12 protein-coding genes are annotated in these 17,573 nt (G+C 59.2%); 6 read left to right on the top strand and 6 right to left on the bottom strand.

Going from position 1 to position 17,573, the window contains the following annotated elements; all coding sequences use genetic code 11:
• Positions 1-26: 26 nt before the first annotated feature.
• The 6 genes from ACQZ6D_RS12625 (at position 27) to ACQZ6D_RS12600 (ending at position 8,682) form a co-directional block, all read left to right on the top strand.
• A complete protein-coding gene (locus tag ACQZ6D_RS12625; RefSeq protein WP_025595320.1) occupies positions 27-1,001 on the top strand; it encodes a sugar-binding transcriptional regulator in 975 nt (324 codons plus the stop codon).
• On the top strand, positions 998-1,996 hold the full coding sequence (locus tag ACQZ6D_RS12620; protein WP_025595321.1) for an aldo/keto reductase: 999 nt from the start codon (positions 998-1,000) through the stop codon (positions 1,994-1,996). Before ACQZ6D_RS12625 ends, ACQZ6D_RS12620 begins: the two co-directional genes overlap by 4 nt.
• Positions 1,997-2,118: 122 nt before the next feature.
• Positions 2,119-3,843, top strand: a complete 1,725-nt coding sequence (locus tag ACQZ6D_RS12615) for an FAD-dependent oxidoreductase (protein WP_448729962.1) — start codon at positions 2,119-2,121, stop codon at positions 3,841-3,843.
• 2 nt (positions 3,844-3,845) lie between these two features.
• Positions 3,846-4,688 (top strand): class I fructose-bisphosphate aldolase, encoded by an 843-nt coding sequence (locus ACQZ6D_RS12610; protein ID WP_003511545.1) that lies wholly within the window; start codon positions 3,846-3,848, stop codon positions 4,686-4,688.
• The gene (locus tag ACQZ6D_RS12605) at positions 4,681-6,180 is read left to right on the top strand and encodes an FGGY-family carbohydrate kinase (RefSeq protein ID WP_448729961.1); all 1,500 of its coding nucleotides are present in this window, start codon (positions 4,681-4,683) and stop codon (positions 6,178-6,180) included. The genes ACQZ6D_RS12610 and ACQZ6D_RS12605 overlap by 8 nt, the downstream gene beginning before the upstream one ends.
• Before the next feature lie 297 nt (positions 6,181-6,477).
• Complete coding sequence (locus ACQZ6D_RS12600; RefSeq protein WP_019564977.1) at positions 6,478-8,682, top strand: methyl-accepting chemotaxis protein; 2,205 nt, start codon at positions 6,478-6,480, stop codon at positions 8,680-8,682.
• Positions 8,683-8,698: 16 nt separating this feature from the next.
• Here the strand turns inward: ACQZ6D_RS12600 and ACQZ6D_RS12595 are convergent, their stop codons facing one another.
• The 6 genes from ACQZ6D_RS12595 to ACQZ6D_RS12570 form a co-directional block, all read right to left on the bottom strand.
• Positions 8,699-9,667, bottom strand: a complete 969-nt coding sequence (locus ACQZ6D_RS12595) for a GNAT family N-acetyltransferase (protein ID WP_448729960.1) — start codon at positions 9,665-9,667, stop codon at positions 8,699-8,701.
• A 201-nt stretch (positions 9,668-9,868) separates the two neighbouring features.
• Positions 9,869-11,017, bottom strand: a complete 1,149-nt coding sequence (locus ACQZ6D_RS12590) for an alpha-hydroxy acid oxidase (RefSeq protein ID WP_035199743.1) — start codon at positions 11,015-11,017, stop codon at positions 9,869-9,871.
• Positions 11,018-11,103: 86 nt separating this feature from the next.
• Complete coding sequence (locus ACQZ6D_RS12585; RefSeq protein WP_003511539.1) at positions 11,104-12,726, bottom strand: ABC-F family ATP-binding cassette domain-containing protein; 1,623 nt, start codon at positions 12,724-12,726, stop codon at positions 11,104-11,106.
• 162 nt (positions 12,727-12,888) lie between these two features.
• Complete coding sequence (locus ACQZ6D_RS12580; RefSeq protein ID WP_003511537.1) at positions 12,889-14,127, bottom strand: vWA domain-containing protein; 1,239 nt, start codon at positions 14,125-14,127, stop codon at positions 12,889-12,891.
• Positions 14,128-14,284: 157 nt separating this feature from the next.
• On the bottom strand, positions 14,285-15,163 hold the full coding sequence (locus ACQZ6D_RS12575; RefSeq protein ID WP_003511536.1) for a transglutaminase family protein: 879 nt from the start codon (positions 15,161-15,163) through the stop codon (positions 14,285-14,287).
• 4 nt (positions 15,164-15,167) lie between these two features.
• Positions 15,168-17,573, bottom strand: a complete 2,406-nt coding sequence (locus ACQZ6D_RS12570) for a circularly permuted type 2 ATP-grasp protein (RefSeq protein ID WP_003511535.1) — start codon at positions 17,571-17,573, stop codon at positions 15,168-15,170.

Genomic DNA, 17,573 nt, shown 5'->3' with positions numbered 1-17,573 from the left:
CCTGTGGTAATTGGAGATATACGATCATGCTGGATACCAAGGACGATTTCGATCAACAGAGGCAGATGTACTCCGTCCTGGTGCTGCATTTCATCGAGGGCGTGAAGCAGTCGGAAATTGCCGAGCGGCTCAATCTTTCCCACACCAAGGTGAACCGTATGATAGCGGCGGGCCGCAAGGCAGGCATGGTAAAGATCACTATCGCCAGTCCCTATCAGAGGCTGGTGGACCTCGAAAACGAGATCACACGCCGCTTCGGCCTCAGACAGTCGGTGGTGACACCGACGGTGTCCGACAATCCGGAAACCGCGCTGCAGATGGTCGGACGCGTGGCCGCCAACCACTTGCTGGAGACTATCCGCGACGGCGACGTGATTGCGATTACCGGCGGCAAGGCGGTGAGCGCCGTCGTCGATAATCTGGAGGTGGAGCGCCGTTTCGATGTGCGGGTAGTGCCGCTGACCGGGGGTGTGCAGGGCAAGCATTATACGGATGTCAATCATCTGGCCACGCAACTGGCGGAAAAGCTCGGAGGCAGCGCGTCGCTCATTCATGCGCCGCTATTTGCCGAGGATGAGGAACAGCGTGATCTCCTGATGAATGTCGCTTCGATCCGCGAAGTGTTCGACTTAGCGCGACAGGCGCAGGTGGCACTGGTTGGCATCGGTTCCGTGGAGGCGCCCGGTTCCGGTTATTACGATCTGCTGCCGGATGTGGCCCGTGGCGGGCAGGCGCTGGTGGATGCGGGCATTGCCGGGGAATTCCTTGCCCATCTCACCATGGCGGATGGGCAGCTGGCGCGGATCGATCTCAACTCGCGCGTGGTGGCGCTGGACCCCGGGCAGCTTGCCCGGTGCCCGAACATCATCGGCGTGGCGGCCGGGGCCATCAAGGCCGGACCGGTGGCAGCCACGCTTGCCGGCCGCTATCTGACCTCGCTCGTCGTGGACGAGGCGATCGCCGGCTATTTACTGGATCAGGAAGAGGGGGAAACTTCGTGACGGACAATTCAATATTGACCCGGACGATTGGCGGCAGCGGTATCAGCGCATCAGCCGTGGGGCTGGGCACCTGGGCCATCGGTGGCTGGATGTGGGGCGGCACCGATGAGCGGCAATCCGTCGCCGCTATCCAGGCCTCCATTGACGCCGGCATTTCCCTGATAGATACCGCGCCAGCCTATGGCATGGGTCTTGCGGAAACCATCGTCGGCAAGGCGATTGCCGGCCGGCGCGACAAGGTGGTGCTGGTCACCAAATGCGGGCTGGTCTGGCATGTGAACGAGGGCGCCTATTTCTTCCACCAGGATGGCAAGCCAGTTCACCGTTATCTCGGCGCCGCTTCGATCCGGCATGAGGTCGAAGAGAGCCTGAAGCGGCTCGGAACCGACTATATCGACCACTATGTCACCCACTGGCAGGATGCGACGACGCCGATTGCCGAGACGGTGGAAACGCTTGTGCGCCTGAAGGACGAAGGCAAGATCCGTTCGATCGGCGCGAGCAACGTCTCGCCGGAGGATTTGGTAGCCTATATCGCCACCGGCGCGCTGGATGCCATCCAGGAAGAATATTCAATGGTGCGGCGGGACATCGAGACGACACTTCTGCCGCTTTGCCGCACGAGTGCTGTTTCGGTCCTGAGCTACTCGTCGCTGGCGCTCGGTCTCCTCTCGGGCAAGGTCGGACCTGAACGGGTTTTTGCAGGGGATGATCAGCGCAAGGGCAATCCGCGTTTCAGCCAGGCAAACCGCGAGAAGATCGCGCGGCTGATGCGGGGTCTGGAGCCGGTGGCCGAAGCGCATGGGGCGTCGATTGCGCAGGTCGTGATTGCCTGGACGATTGCCCAGCCCGGCATAACATTCTCGCTGTGCGGGGCGCGCGATCCGGCTCAGGCGGTTGAAAACGCTGCTGCGGCCCGCCTGCGCCTCGCGGAAAATGAACTTGCTCTCATCAGCGCTGGCGTTGCCGAGCATCTCGTGGGGCTCGATGCGTAAATCATGTAGCTGAGACGGGGCTTCAGGCGAATAGCGCATAATTTTCGCTACCCCTCTCTCTCGTCGCTTTAAACGTTTAACAACATTGGGACGCTGGTTGTTAGCCAGCGAACGGTATTCCTATGCCCAGTTTTCGCGAGGACGCTCTACGCCGCATCCGGCAAGACGGTGATTTCGACGCCGTCGTCATCGGTGGCGGTATCAATGGTATCGCCGCCTATCGCGATCTCGCTTTACAGGGACTGCGGGTGCTTCTGGTAGAGCGCAACGACTTCTCGTCCGGTTGCAGTGCCGCACCCTCGCGCATGATCCACGGTGGCCTGCGGTATCTCGAAAATGGTGAATTCGGCCTTGTGGCGGAATCGCTGCGGGAGCGTGATGCGCTTCTGACGCTGGCACCGCATATGGTTCATCCGCTGCCGACGACGATCCCGATCTTTTCAACCTTCAGCGGCTTGTTCAACGCGGCTGCGACCTTTGTGGGTTCCGGCGGAAAACCTGCCAGCCGGGGGGCACTGGCCATCAAGGCAGGCCTCATGCTCTATGACTTCGTCACCCGCAAAAATCGCATCCTTCCCCGACACACCTTCCGCAACGCACGCAAGACGTTGCAACGCTGGCCGGGCCTGACGCCAGGCATCAGATATTCGGCCACCTATTACGATGCGTGGATCAGCCAGCCCGAACGGCTTGCGCTGGAGCTTCTGATCGACACCCGGGCCGATGCGCCGCAAAGCATTGCGCTGAACTATGCCGAGTTTGTCCGCGCTGGCGGTGATTATGGTCTTAAGGTGGAGGGCACGGACGAAACCTTGCCCGTCCGGCCACGCATCATCGTCAATGCGACGGGCGCCTGGATCGATGAGACGATTGGAGCGCTAACGACCACACAGGCTGCGGGGAGGGCGAAACCGACCGTTTCCGGCACCAAGGGATCGCATCTGATCCTCGCCAACGAGGCGCTCTTTAAGGCCTTGAACGGCCATATGATTTTTTTCGAGAATGCCGACAACCGTGTCTGTATCCTCTTTCCCTATCTTGGCCGGGTTCTCGCTGGTTCGACGGATATCAAGGTGGATCGTCCCGAACGGGTGCGATGCGAACCGGAAGAGCGTGATTATATTCTCGATGCGGTCCGTCAGGTCTTTCCGCATATTTCCATCGACCATTCCGACATCGTCTACAGTTTCAGCGGCATACGCCCGCTGCCGCGCAGCGACGCCGCTTTTACCGGAAGAATATCCCGCAGCCATTTCATCCACCGCGTGAAGGGCGATCCGCCACAGCTCTGCATGATCGGCGGCAAGTGGACGACGTTCAGAGCCTTTGGCGAACAGGTGACCGACGAGGCTCTGGCCTTTCTCGGACGCAAGCGGCTGACTGGCACAATGAACCGCCCGATCGGCGGCGGCAGGAACTTCCCCAGCGGTGCCGGGCGCCTGCCGGCCCTGCTGTCGGAGGAATTTTCGATCGACCGGGACCGGGCCGAGTATCTGGCATCGGCCTACGGTTCACGTGCCTTCGAGTTGATGGGTTTTTGTCGGGGCCGCCCGGATGACAGTCCGCTTTGCGAAAAACCGCCGATCACGGCGGCAGAGGTGGTCTGGCTGATCCGCTGCGAACATGTCCGCCATCTGACGGATCTCATCCTGCGCCGCACGACGATTGCCATTACCGGCGTCATCAATGCCGATCTGATCGATGCGATCCTTGGCGTCGCAGCGCGCGAGCTGGGATGGGCGCCACAGCAGGCGGCGGACGAACGGCAGCGGCTCGTTGATGAATTGGAGACCTTTTACGGGGTCACGACGGCAATGCTTAAACACAGATGCAAGGAGAATGCATGATGATGCGGATTTCGAAAAAGGCGCGCATGAACCGGCTGTTCCGCAATGGTGGATGCTTGGACGTTGCCATTGACCATGGGGTTTGCAACGAGCCGAGCTTCCTCGTCGGGCTGGAGGATATGGCTCAAACTGTCGACAGGCTGGTGGAAGCAGCTCCCGATGCCATCCAGATGACCTACGGACAGGCGGACCTATTGCAGCAAAGGCCGCAGCGCGACAAGCCGGCGCTCGTCATGCGCATCGACATGGGCAACCCCTATAATTCAACGCGCCACAGAACCATGTGGTCGCAGCTCCAGAACTATCACGATCCGATCATCGGCGCGCTGGAGATGGACGCCGCCTGCGTCGTCGTGAACCTGTTCATGTTGCCGGACGAGCCGGAACTGTTTCGCCAATGCGTCGAGAATATCAGCCGCGTGCGCGCCGATTGCCATCGTTACGGCATGCCGCTGATGATCGAACCGCTGGTGATGTTGCCCAATGATGTGCGCGGCGGTTACCAGGTGGATGGCGATGCTGAAAAGATCGTCACCCTGGTGCGTCTTGCCTCGGAAATGGGAGCCGATATCATCAAGGCCGATCCCACCAGCAATCCGCTGGATTTTCACAAGGTCATCGAGGCAGCGCGGTGCCCGGTTCTGGTGCGGGGCGGGGGGCGTGAGGACTTGCGCAACGTGCTGGCGAAATCAGCGGCACTGGTGGCCGAAGGTGCGAACGGGATGGTCTATGGACGCAATATCTACCAGCATGACAACCCCAAGGCCGTCGTTGCGGCCTTGATGGCTATCATCCATCAGGGTGCGGGCAGCGAAGAAGCATGGGACATCTATAATCGTGGCTGATAAAAATCATATATTGGGTCTGGATGTCGGCAACACGGTTATCAAGGCGGTGCTGTTCGACACGGCCGGCCGGCAGGTCGCGCAACACGCCATCGACGGCCATTCGACATTTCCGCAGCCCGGTTACGTCGAGCGCGATCTGGAGGAGTTGTGGCGCAACGGATGCGAGGCGATTCGCCAGCTTCTGGCAAAATCGTCCGTCGATCCCCGGAGCATCCTCGCCGTCGGTTGCGCCGGCCACGGCAACGGTCTCTACCTGCTGGACAAGGATCAGCAGCCCCTGATCGGTATCCAGTCGCTTGACAGCCGAGCCGCCGATGTGGCGGTAGAGCTTGACCGGAAAAGCGGCGCGCAACTACAGAACCGTTGTCTGCAACGGCCTTGGCCCGCGCAAACGCCCAGCCTGCTGGCCTGGGTGAAAAGGCATGCGCCCGATACATATGCCCAGATTGGAACGGTGCTGTTCTGCAAGGATTTCCTGAACTTCCGCCTGACCGGTTGTCTTGCCAATGATATTTCCGATCTCAGTGGTGCGGGGTTGCTTGCCTTCCCCGAAGCGAAGCTCGACCGGGAACTCCTGTCGCTCTACGGGCTTGAGGATGCCGTCGCCTTTTTTCCGCGCCTCGTAGAATCGGCGGATATCGTCGGCTATGTGACAGCTGAGGCTTCGGCTCTGACGGGGCTTTCCGAGGGCACACCCGTTATCGGCGGTTTTTTCGATGTCGTCTCCAGCGCCATGGGGTCGGGCGTCATCAACGCCGGGGAGGCTTCTATCATCGCCGGCACCTGGAGCATTAATCAGGTTTTCGCGGATAAACCGGTCATCAGCCCCGATGTCTTCATGGTCACGACCTTTGGACGTGGCCGCTATGTCAATATCGAGTCCAGCGCCACCTCTGCGGCCAATCTTGAATGGTACGTGCACCGTGTTCGCGGTGACCATGGTGACCATGCCTTCGAGCGCTGCAACGATCTGGTCGGTTCCGTTTCGCAACGCGCCGACGATCCGTTCTTCCACCCGTTCATCTTCGGCTCGCGACTGGGCGCGGAACTTCGGGGCGGGTTTTATGGTCTGGCGGGATGGCATGGCGAAGGCCACATGCTGAGAGCCCTGTTCGAGGGTGTGTGTTTCGAACACCGCCGCCATATCGGCGTTCTCAGGGAAGCGGGGCTGCCGATCGACAGTGCCGTCATGTCCGGCGGCGGTTCCCGCAGCCAGCATTGGCCGCAGATCATGGCGGACGTTCTTGAAATCCCGCTGCGTGTCGCGGAGGCCCGCGAGACCGGCGCGCTTGGTGCGGCCATCGGCGCGGCCGTGGCGGTCGGTCTCTATCCCGGCTATGAAGCGGCGGTCGCAGCGATGACCCGCGTGGCCAGTGCCTACCGGCCGGATGCGGGGCAACTCCCGCATTATAGGCGGCGCTACGGCCTCTATACACAATTGACCGACCAGTTGCGCGGCTTCTGGAGTGATCTGCGTTTGCAGGACTAAAGGCCCCCGGTTTTCCTGATCAGCGGCACGCAATGATGCGTGCCGCATGAGCTTGCTCGTAGCTTGCAATATATGCTGGCGTTTCGGAAGGTTCGGATATCGCGTAATATTTTGTTTGTACTGTAATATTACGGTTTTATAATTTATTTCTGTTTTCTTAATTGCGCTAAAAATATGAATTAAAGTAATTTTTAAGCATAGTTTTCTAATATTATCGTCTGGCCTGGTTGCTGACATTTTGGGCTTGCGCGCAGCGACCTCAGCCGTCGCGGCCGGGATTTTTTGTGGGGATGTGACATGCTGTTTAAATCGACAACGGGCCGTAATATCTTCGCAGTCGCCGCGTGCGGCGTCGTTGCAACGATCGCGGCTTCGGCCGTGCTGTTTTATCGGTCCTTTGAGGATACGAGGGCCAACAGTATGGAGCGTATGCAGCAGATCGCGCAAGCCGAAGCCCTGACGACCGAGAAAAATATCGGCGGCATGATTCACATCGTCAATAGCCTCGGCTCGGTTCTGGAATCGATGAAGCAGTCGGGCGATGCCGATCGGAGCAAGGCCGATCAGCTTATCCGGCACATGCTGGCGAACAATCCCGATTTGCTTGGTCTCTGGACCGGATGGGAGCCCAATGCCTTCGATGGCAAGGATGCGGACTTCGTCAACAAGGAGGGATATGATGCGACTGGTCGTTATGTACCCTATTGGGTGCGGAGCGGAGGCAAAATAAGCAACACCGCATTGACGGATTATACCACCGCGGGTCCAGGCGATTATTATCAGTTGCCCTTCACATTGAAGAAAACAGTCGTCATCGAACCCTATTCTTACGCAATCGATGGCAAGGAGGTTCTGATTACCTCGGTCGCCAAACCTGTCATCGTCGACGGTAAAACTCTGGGCGTCGCTGGCCTCGATCTGTCGCTGGAGGAAACGAACAAGGCGTTGTCAGCCGTCCGGCCGATGGGAACGGGCTTCATGAGCCTTGTGAGTGGCGGCGGCAAGATCATCAGCCATCCCGATGCGACGATAATGGGTAAGAACCTCGCAGATGGCGGCGCACAAACCGCAGGCTGGGATAAACTGATCGCCAATCCCGGAAAAGAGCTGGAAATGACGGCACAGGACGGCACGGTTTCCCTTGCCGTCGCCTTGCCGGTCATGCTCACCGGCGACATGAAATGGTACGCAATCGTCTCGGTTCCGGAAGACACGGTCTTTGCGCAGCTGCATGCAATGATGCGTGACGCCGTCCTGACGATCGTAACGGCGGCGGTGCTGCTGGCGTTGGCCGGCTGGTTTATTGCACGGCGGTTCATCAACCGCATCACGAATGTCATCGATGAGACCGCCCAGATCGCTCGGGGAAATCTCCAGCTGACATTGAAGGATATCGAGACCAGGGACGAGATCGGCGATCTTGCCCGCTCGCTTGACGTTTTGCGCGAAAACAATCGTGAAAAAGCCTTGCTGGAGCAGGAAGCGGAAGCCAACCGAACTCTTGGCGAACAGGAGCGGGTGGCCCGCGAACACAAGGCGGCCGATGAGGCGAGCGGCATCCGTTTCGCAGTTGACAGTCTGGCTCAGGCGTTGGCCAGGCTCGCAGATGGCGACGTGTCCTGTCGTATCAACGATCCCTTTGTCGAGCGGTTCGATGCCGTGCGCAACGATTTTAACGGTTCTGCCGGGAAGTTGCAGAACGCGCTTCTGCGGGTATCAGATAATGCCGCCGGTATTGATGCCGGCGCTAATGAAATCAAGGCAGCCTCCGATGATCTGGCAAGGCGGACGGAACAGCAGGCTGCTGCCGTGGAGGAAACCGCCGCAGCTCTTGAAGAGATCACAATAACCGTGAAAGATGCCGCAAACCGTGCGCATGAGGCGGGCCGTCTGGTTTCCCGCACGCGCATCGGTGCGGAACGATCGGGCGAAGTCGTGCGTCAGGCCGTGATCGCGATGGAGCGGATCGAAAAATCCTCGAACGAGATTTCCAGTATCATCGGTGTGATCGACGAGATTGCCTTCCAGACGAACTTGCTGGCACTCAATGCCGGCGTGGAAGCGGCGCGAGCCGGCGAGGCGGGCAAGGGTTTTGCCGTGGTGGCGCAGGAGGTGCGCGAACTTGCGCAGCGTTCTGCCGGCGCGGCGAAGGAAATCAAGTCGCTCATCACAAAATCGAACCAGCAGGTCGAAGAGGGCGTGCATCTTGTCGGCGACACCGGCAAGGCACTCGACGCGATTGTCGCCGAAGTGCAGGAGATCAACCAGCACGTCGCCGCGATCGTCGAATCCGCGCAAGAGCAGTCGTCCGGCCTTCAGCAGATCAATACCGCCGTGAACCAGATGGATCAGGACACGCAGAAAAATGCCGCGATGGTGGAAGAAATGACCGCCGCAAGCCACAATCTTGCAGGCGAGGTCGATGCGCTGAACCGGTTGCTCGGCCAGTTCGAGCTGGGTTCAGGCGCACTTGCTCATCGGGGGGCTCTCAAGGCGGCTTGATCGGCCGCCACGGGGTTTAGTTCGCTTCACGTTCAGCGCCGCCAACCACAGGAAGCGGCCTGACGAAGCGCTGTTCCAGAACCTCGCTTCCCCACTGGCTGCCGGGACGTTCCTCTACACAGGTAAAACCCTGGGCCTCGTAAAGATGCCGTGCCGCCAAAAGTCCGTTGAAAGTCCACAGATGGGTTTCGGCGAACGCTTTTTCGTCCGTGAACGCAAGGGCGGTTGCCAACAGCCTTCGCCCGCCGCCGCCGCCACGCACGCCATCATCGACGATGAACCAGCGCAGATGCGCGGTTCCCGGTCCCAGATCTTCACCGTCGATTGCGACGGAGCCGATTACATCGTCTCCACGCATTGCGACCCAGATCGCATTTTGCGGGCTTTCGAGCCGGTTGCAAAAGGAGGCGAGACCTTCGGCAACAACGGATTCGAAGCGCTGGCCGAAGCCTGATGTCCGGGCATAATAAAGCGCATGCATTTGCGTGATACGGGCAATAAGGCCGGGCCTGTAGCCCCTGACGATTTCGATCGGGGGAGCCGCGGCGTCGGCCCGGTCTCCCAGCGCGTCGGCATAAAGGCGAAGCCCGTCAAGGATTTTTTGGCCATCCGCAGGCGCGAGCCGCGACAGTGCGTTTGATACCTGTCGGTTGGCAAAGGTGTGGATGGCTTCGACCCGCTTCTGTCCTCGCCCGGCGAGGCGCAACCGCTTGATACGACTATCCTCTTCGTCCGTTTCTTCCAGAACATCGCCCGAAAGAACCAGTTTGCGAAGCATGCGGCTGATGCTCGACTTTTCAAGCCGAAGCATCTTTCCCAGATCGCGTGCGGTAATGCGTGGGCATGCCTCGATCTCGATCAGGGCGTGCACGGCGGAGGGCGGCAGATCGGTGCCGGCAAAGTCTCCAACCATGAAGCCGAGTTCGCGCACGAGCCGACGCGAGGTGGAGCGGATATCGTTTACGGGAACGGGTCTTTCGGACATGCCAAAATCCATTATGGTTGCATAATGCAACCATAATCATATTCGATCGGTCTTGCCAAGGTCACCACAGCGCAGCGCCGATAGCGTGAAAACCTCCCGAAACCGCTATGTGGTTTCAAAGGGGTCATTCGGTACGGGTGATTATCCGACTATATTGTCGATAAGCTCGACAGGCCTCGATTTTCTCGCGCTGACACCGCTCTAGTCACGAAACCGCAGGTTCCGGCGTGTCAGTTGGTCGACGGTGGTGCAGCCCATCAGCTTCATGCCGCGCTCGATTTCGATGCGCATCAGCTCAAGCGCCCGCTCGACACCCGGCTGTCCGGCGGCGGCAAGCGGGAAAAGGTAATAGCGGCCAAGCCCGACGGCCTTCGCCCCCAGAGACAGGGCTTTGAGGACGTGCGTTCCGCGCTGAACCCCGCCATCCATCATGACATCGATACGGTCACCGACTGCGTCGACAATCTCGGCCAGTTGGTCGAAGGCGCTACGCGAGCCATCGAGCTGGCGACCGCCGTGATTGGAAAGCACGATGCCGCTGCAACCGATATCGACGGCGCGTCTGGCGTCCTCCACGGACATGACACCCTTCAGACAAAAAGGGCCGCCCCATTCACGCACCATCTGTGCGACGTCGTCCCACGTCATGGATGGGTCGAGCATTTCGGTGAAATAGCGACTGATGGAGAGCGCGCCGCCGTCCATTTTGATGTGGCCGTCGAGCTGTGGCAGGCTGAAGCGCTCATGCGTCAGATAATTGATCCCCCAGGCCGGCTTGATGGCGAATTGCGCAATTCCGGAAAGATTGAGCTTGAACGGAATGGCAAAACCGGTGCGCTTGTCGCGCTCACGGTTCCCACCCGTGATGCTGTCCACCGTCAGCATCATCGTCTGCACACCCGCAGTCTTGGCGCGCGCCATCATATCGCGGTTGAGACCACGGTCCTTGTGGAAATAAAACTGATAGACCTGTGGGCCGCCGCTGATCCGGCGCGCTTCCTCGAGGCTGGTGGTGCCGAGTGAAGAAACGCCGAACATCGTGCCGAATTTTCCGGCTGCGGCCGCAACCGCCCGCTCCCCCTGATGGTGGAAGAGACGCTGAAGCGCCGTCGGGGAACAATAGACCGGCATCGCCAGCTTCTGCCCCATGACGGTGACAGACATGTCCACATCGGCCACGCCCCGCAACACGTCGGGAACGAGATCGCAATTCTCGAAGGCGGCCGTATTTCTCCGGTACGTCACCTCATCGTCGGCAGCACCGTCGATGTAGTTGAAGATCGGTCCGGGAAGACGCTGTTTTGCCATTCGGCGAAAATCGTGGAAATTGTAGCAGTCTTTAAGTTGCATTTGTTAGTCCACCGATCCGCTCTGCAAACGTTAAATGATGAAACCTGTCCCGGGAATTCTGCGTCTCATACGTCCGTCAAGCTGCCTCAGCTGCGCAGGCCCGGCGCTTCCTGTCCGGTGCTTTCTACATATTCCGTATATCCGCCGCCAAATTGGTGGATACCGTCAGGCGTCAGTTCCAGCACCCGGTTGGAAAGGGCGGCCAGGAAATGGCGGTCATGCGAAACGAAAAGCATGGTGCCTTCATATTCCGACAGGGCCTTGATCAGCATTTCCTTGGTGTCGAGGTCGAGATGGTTTGTCGGCTCGTCCAGCACGAGGAAATTCGGCGGGTCGAACAGCATGGCAGCCATGACCAGACGGGCCTTCTCACCGCCGGACAAAACGCGGCAGCGCTTCTCCACATCGTCACCGGAAAACCCGAAGCAGCCGGCAAGGGCGCGCAGCGGTGCCTGCCCGGCTTTCGGGAAACGTTCCTCCAGCCATTCCAGAATGGTGCTGTCGCCGTCCAGAACATCCATGGCGTGCTGGGCGAAATAACCGAGCTTGACGCTGGCGCCGAGAGTGACATTGCCGGAATCCGGCGTGGTCGTGCCAGTCACGAGTTTCAGCAAGGTGGATTTTCCGGCACCATTGACACCCATGATGCACCAGCGTTCCTTGCGCCGCACCATGAAGTCAAGTTCGCCATAGATCGTGCGGCTGCCATAGGCCTTGTTCACTTTCTTCAGCGCGACGACATCTTCGCCAGATCTCGGCGCCGGCGCAAATTCGAAAGCGACCGTCTGGCGCCGCTTGGGCGGCTCGACGCGGTCAATCTTTTCGAGTTTCTTGACGCGGCTCTGCACCTGTGAGGCATGCGAGGCACGCGCCTTGAAGCGCTCGATGAACTTGATTTCCTTGGCGAGCATCGCCTGCTGGCGTTCGAACTGCGCCTGCTGCTGCTTTTCGTTCTGCGCACGCTGCTGTTCGTAAAAGCCGTAGTCGCCGGAATAGGTGGTGAGGTTGCCAGCGTCAATTTCGATGATCTTGGTAACGATGCGGTTCATGAATTCGCGGTCGTGCGAGGTCATCAAAAGCGCGCCGTCGTAGTTCTTCAGAAAATCTTCGAGCCAGATCAGGCTTTCGAGATCGAGATGGTTCGAGGGTTCGTCGAGCAGCATCACGTCCGGGCGCATCAGAAGGATGCGGGCGAGCGCCACGCGCATCTTCCAGCCGCCGGAAAGTTTGGCGACGTCGCCATCCATCATTTCCTGACTGAAGCTCAGCCCGTCCAGAACCTCGCGCGCGCGGCCCTCCAGCGCGTAGCCGTCCAGTTCTTCATACCGCGCCTGCACTTCGCCGTAACGCTCGATGATGGCATCCATTTCGTCCATCCGGTCGGGATCGGACATGGCGGCCTCCAGCTGCCGAAGTTCGGCCGCGACTTCGCTGACCGGGCCGGCGCCTTCCATGACTTCGGCCACGGCGGAACGGCCAGACATTTCGCCGACGTCCTGGTTGAAATAACCGACCGTCATGCCCTTTTCGACGACGACCTGTCCCTCGTCGGGCTGTTCCTCGCCGGTCATCATTCGGAACAGCGTGGTCTTGCCAGAACCGTTGGGGCCGACAAGGCCGATCTTCTCGCCGCGATTGAGCGCAGCGGAGGCCTCGATGTAGAGAATGCGGTGACTGTTCGACTTGCTGATATTTTCGATGCGGATCATGACAGGGGCCTGTGAATGGGAGCGGCTCTCCTATGCCATGTGTCGCCGGCGCTGTCACCTGCCGCGCACGCCGTGCCAGCCATGCAACCCGGCAAGGTCGCCCCGGGAACATCGCTCCCCGGAAGCGGGGTCGTTTCCGGGGGATGCTGGCTTGATTTTCCCTTAATTGGTCAGCGTTGCCAAACTACCGGCAGCCTTGCGGGCAATTTCGCCGAAGGCGGTAACGATCTGCTCCATGTTTTCAGGCGCGTAATAATTGTCGAGACTGGACGCACAATGTTGCAGCAGCGACTTGCCCTTGTCCGGCGCCATGAACGCGACGCTGAAAATCTTGATACCGTCTTTCTTGGCCGTATCGCAGGTATTGCGCACAGTCTGGTCGATGCTGGAACTCCAGGAGGAGCTGTTCCCCGTCATTTCGCCATCCGTCATGAGAACGATGTATCGCTCGAAGGATTCGCTTTTCTTGTCCTTGTGTTCTTTCGCTTCAACGATATTCGCTTTTTTAAGGGCGTTGTATGCGGCATTCAGACTGCTGCGGGCATCCGTACCGCCAGACGGAAACTCCGGGATCTGTTTGTCGACATAGGTGGCAACGCTGCTAGTACCCCAAGTGATAGGCTGGGCCGCGTAGGTCTCATGCGTATAGACCGAGGCTCCTGTTCGAACCAGTTCGGAACCGCCGTTGGCGGTATAAGTGGGATCGGCCTTGTTCAACGTCGCGACGAGATAGCCGACCGCGGTTTTTAGCGAAGTAGCCTTGTTGACGTAGCAGGGCGATGTATTTTTGAGATTGGGATAACTCCCCCAGTTATCGACCGTGTAGTTCTGGCACGACGTTTTCTTGGTGTTGAGCGTATCGGTCTTGAAGGACATCGAACCCGAGCGGTCGAGCACCAGATACATGGAGATCGGCGCGCCCTTGTTGACAGTGCTTACCGCGGTGCCTGTCGCGGCAAGATCGAGTGTTTTCGCCCCGAAGAACCCCAAGAGCGGATTAAGCTGCATCTGGTAGTTTATCGTGGTCTGGATGGTGTAGGTCTTGCCGCGCGCATCGTCCGTTGTGCCAATATTGACTGGAGAGTTTTTCTCGAGCGCCTTCTTCTCCTCCTCGGTCAGGGTCTTTTCCATCTGGCTGGCGATGAAGGCCTTGGCGATTTCCTTGATTTGTTCGTCCGTCAGAGCGCCTTCTTTCAAGCGGGCCTCGGTCGCGGCCGCGAGAGCCGCCGAATCCGCCGTGTTCTGCAGGTCCGCTTTCACCTGCATCACATTCGCCAGCTCCATGCCGGCGCCGGCAAAACCAAGCAGCACCGGCAGCAATATTGCCGTCATCATGCCAAAATTGCCGCCCGTATCGGCAAGGAAACGGCGCGTCATTTTTTGATATGCGGAGGAGATCATAACGGGCTCACTAATTAGAACATTAGACTGAGCGCAGGAAACCCGCAAACGATGTAGAATCCACTAATGTAGACGGTTAAATTTTATATGTCGTTCAAATTGGTGCAGTTTTTCAAGTATTAATTCGAGTATGCTCATAATAACACGTAATGTATCATTACTGGACGGGAATGACGTCGACGGCCTGTTTGATCTGCTGGTTGCCGTAGCTCTTCAATACGCCGATCACCGGCGCGACATCGGAATAGTCCCGGCCATAGCCAACGACGATATGGTCGCTGCCGGCAACGATATCGTTGGTGGGGTCGAGCTCCAGATAACCGGCGGCCTCACCGCACCATACTCGAACCCAGGCATGCATCGCATCGGCACCTTCCAGACGTTCCTTGCCCGGCGGGGGGATGGTGCGCAGGAAGCCGCTGACGTAACCGGCGGGAATTCCGAGGCTGCGCAGCGCCATGATCATGATATGCGAAAAGTCCTGGCATACGCCGCGTTTCAGCTTGAAGGCTTCCGACGGTGTCGTATCGACAGTCGTCGCTTCACCGTCATAGGTGAAGTCCTTGTGTATGCGTTTGCACATCGAGAGTGCGATTTCGCGAATGGTCATTCCGGGCTTCAGCAATTCCCGCGCATAGGCCGATATCGCCGTATCCGTCCCTAGTCTCGGGCTGGCGCCGATGAAGTGATGCGGTGACTGGAAGTCGACCGACCAGACGTCTGCAAGGTCTTGCGGCAGGCGTGAAAGCTCGGGTGAAAAATCTGCCGTCAGCGCAGGTGCCTCCACCATCACACGCGCCTGCATGCGGATATCCAGCTTTTCGTGCGGTGCGCGCAGATGCACTGAGGTGGCCGATTGATGAAAGAAATCCTCAAAGACCGCCCGTTCTTCCGGCACCGGCGAAACATCGATGGTGCCGGCGATGAAGCGCTGACGGCCCGGGATCGACAGGGGCAGCACTCGGATGATGTGGCGCGCGCCATGGGCCGGCGTGTCGTAGGTGTAACCCATATGCAGGGAAAGGTCATAAAGCATCGGGTTATCCGAGATATGTCTGGGCCAGAACATCGGAGAGATGTTCCATGTCCGTTTCGAGCTGGCGGTAGATCGCGCCGTTCATGTTTTCCGGCGTCATGACGGCAAGGCCGGAATGCAGCCGCATTGCCTCGCGGTAAAAGGGCGACATCTGGCCGTTCGTAAAGGCGTTCGGCAGCTGCTCCACCTCAGTACGAATCTCGTTCAGCTGAAACAGGATGGACCGTGGGTTGAGCGGATCGAGCGCCAGAAGATCGGTGACGGTCAGACCCGCCGTGCTGACATTGTATCGGCGGCGATGGGTCATGACGCTGTCACCGATTTCGAGCAGCATGTCATAGGATCCATCTGGCGCATCCGGTCCGGTCATATGGCCGAGAAGCCTTGTCATATGCAGGCCACGCTCGAGATAGCGGCCGATCGACAGGAAACGCCAGCCGGTGAAACGATACATGTTTTCGTGCACGAGACCGGCGAAGCCTGCAAGCTTGCGAAGGAGGATCGTCATGGCATGGGTCGCGTCGTCGCCCGGCGAAACCTTTGCGTGGAACCGACGGGCAGTCTTGGCAAGGTCATTCAGCGCAAGCCATCCGTCCGGCGAAAAACGGTCTCGGATGTTGCTGGCGGAATAGAGCGCGCTGTTGATGTTGTTCAGCAGGCTTTCCGGCACGGCATCGTTCATTTCCACATCCAGCGCTTCGAGATAACGCGTCACATGCGCAAGCAAGGGCTGACGTGGGTCGGCGGATTCGGCATAACGTCCGTGCCAGGCGCGCAAGATGCGCAATGCGCCTTCCGAACGTTCGATATAGCGGCCGAGCCAGAAGAGATTGTCCGCCGCACGGCTCGGCAGGCTACCCGGCATGTTGCGGGTGAAGCTTTCTTCCGCCGGTAAAAGCGTAGTGCGTTCCACCGGCTTGTCGCTGACGATCCAGACATCCGCGGCACTGCCGCCTGATTGCATGGCGATGGCGGATACATCGTTGCTGCTGCCGATCCGCGCAAAGCCGCCCGGCATGATCTGCCAGCCATCCTGGGTGCGGGCGGCAAAAACGCGAAGGCTCATCGGGCGCGGCACGAGCTTGTTGTCGATATAGGCCGGCGTGGTGGAAAGCGTCACCACCTCTTGGCCGACAAGCCTGTGGCCATCGGAAGCGAGCCAGTCGCTGATCGATTCCTTCGCCGTTTCGCGTAAGGACGAGCCGAGCACGGACTGACCGTTGTCTTCGAAGAAGGGCAGCCGGGAATAGGCCGGGCCTATGACCATGCCTTCGATATTGCCGGCAACGTGGCGGCGCTCGGATTCCTGTCCGCACCACCAGGTCGCGATGGACGGCAGTTTCAGGTCTTCGCCAAGCAGGTGGCGACAGACGCGCGGCATGAAGGACAGCAGGGCCCGTGTTTCGAGAATGCCGGTGCCGAGCGCGTTGACGATTGTCAGTGCCTCATTGCGCAGCGCCTGCACCATGCCGGGCGTACCGATGTGGGATTGCTGGTTCAGTTCCAGCGGATCGGAATAGGAGGCATCGAGGCGCCGCCAAAGCACGCCGATCGGTTTCAGTCCGGCCACGGTCCTTACCATCACGCGGCCGTTGACCACGGTCAGATCCTCACCCTCTAGCAGCATGAAGCCGAGATAGCGGGCGATATAGGCGTGTTCGAAATAGGTCTCGTTTGCGGGGCCGGGCGTCAGCACCGCGATGCGGTCATCCGGATGTTTTCTGTGCGACTGCAAGGTGTCGCGGAAAGCGCCGAAAAATGAAGCGAGACGGTGAACATGGGTTTCGGCATAGATGTCGGAAAGCGCGCGTGTGGTCGCCACCCGGTTTTCCAGCGCAAAACCTGCGCCGGAGGGCGCCTGTGTCCTGTCGGCAAGTACCCACCAGTTGCCATCAGGTCCACGTCCAATCTCGAACGAGCAGAAATGCAGATAATGGCCGCTTGCCGGTTTTACGCCGACCATCGGCCGCAGATATTCCGGATTGGAGGCGATCAGTGCCGGCGGTACGTAACCTTCCTTCACCAGCCGGTTTTCGCCGTAAAAATCGGCGACCATGGCTTCCAGAAGATTGGCGCGCTGTTTAAGCCCTTCGGAAAGAACCGTCCATTCCTTGTCGTCGATCAGCACCGGGATATGGGAGATCGGCCAGTTTCTTTCGCTGCTGCCCTTGCTGTAATCGCGGTAAAACACGCCCGCATCGCGCAGATAGCGGTCGGTGCGGGCAAAGCGCTCATGCAGTTCGCGTTCCGACATGCGCGACAGGGCACCGAGCAGGGTTTTCCAGACCGGTCTGACCTTGCCGTTGGTATCGAGCATCTCATCGGCCACGCCGGGCAAGGTGGAGTAGTCAAGCCCGCGCGATTGCGCGCTCGTTTCCGTCTTGCGTTCCGTGGCCGGGGCTTTGGACAA

It is taken from the genome of Agrobacterium sp. 22-3639C2, from assembly GCF_053522105.1.
This window is presented reverse-complemented; position numbering and strand designations above follow the sequence as displayed.

Excerpts from the sequence above, each read along its gene's own strand:
- ACQZ6D_RS12625 (WP_025595320.1), top strand. The coding sequence starts at position 27 with ATGCTGGATACCAAGGACGATTTCGATCAACAGAGGCAGATGTACTCC.
- ACQZ6D_RS12615 (WP_448729962.1), top strand. The coding sequence starts at position 2,119 with ATGCCCAGTTTTCGCGAGGACGCTCTACGCCGCATCCGGCAAGACGGT.
- ACQZ6D_RS12610 (WP_003511545.1), top strand. The coding sequence starts at position 3,846 with ATGCGGATTTCGAAAAAGGCGCGCATGAACCGGCTGTTCCGCAATGGT.
- ACQZ6D_RS12600 (WP_019564977.1), top strand. The coding sequence starts at position 6,478 with ATGCTGTTTAAATCGACAACGGGCCGTAATATCTTCGCAGTCGCCGCG.
- ACQZ6D_RS12595 (WP_448729960.1), bottom strand. The coding sequence starts at position 9,667 with ATGTCCGAAAGACCCGTTCCCGTAAACGATATCCGCTCCACCTCGCGT.
- ACQZ6D_RS12590 (WP_035199743.1), bottom strand. The coding sequence starts at position 11,017 with ATGCAACTTAAAGACTGCTACAATTTCCACGATTTTCGCCGAATGGCA.
- ACQZ6D_RS12585 (WP_003511539.1), bottom strand. The coding sequence starts at position 12,726 with ATGATCCGCATCGAAAATATCAGCAAGTCGAACAGTCACCGCATTCTC.
- ACQZ6D_RS12580 (WP_003511537.1), bottom strand. The coding sequence starts at position 14,127 with ATGATCTCCTCCGCATATCAAAAAATGACGCGCCGTTTCCTTGCCGAT.
- ACQZ6D_RS12575 (WP_003511536.1), bottom strand. The coding sequence starts at position 15,163 with ATGCTTTATGACCTTTCCCTGCATATGGGTTACACCTACGACACGCCG.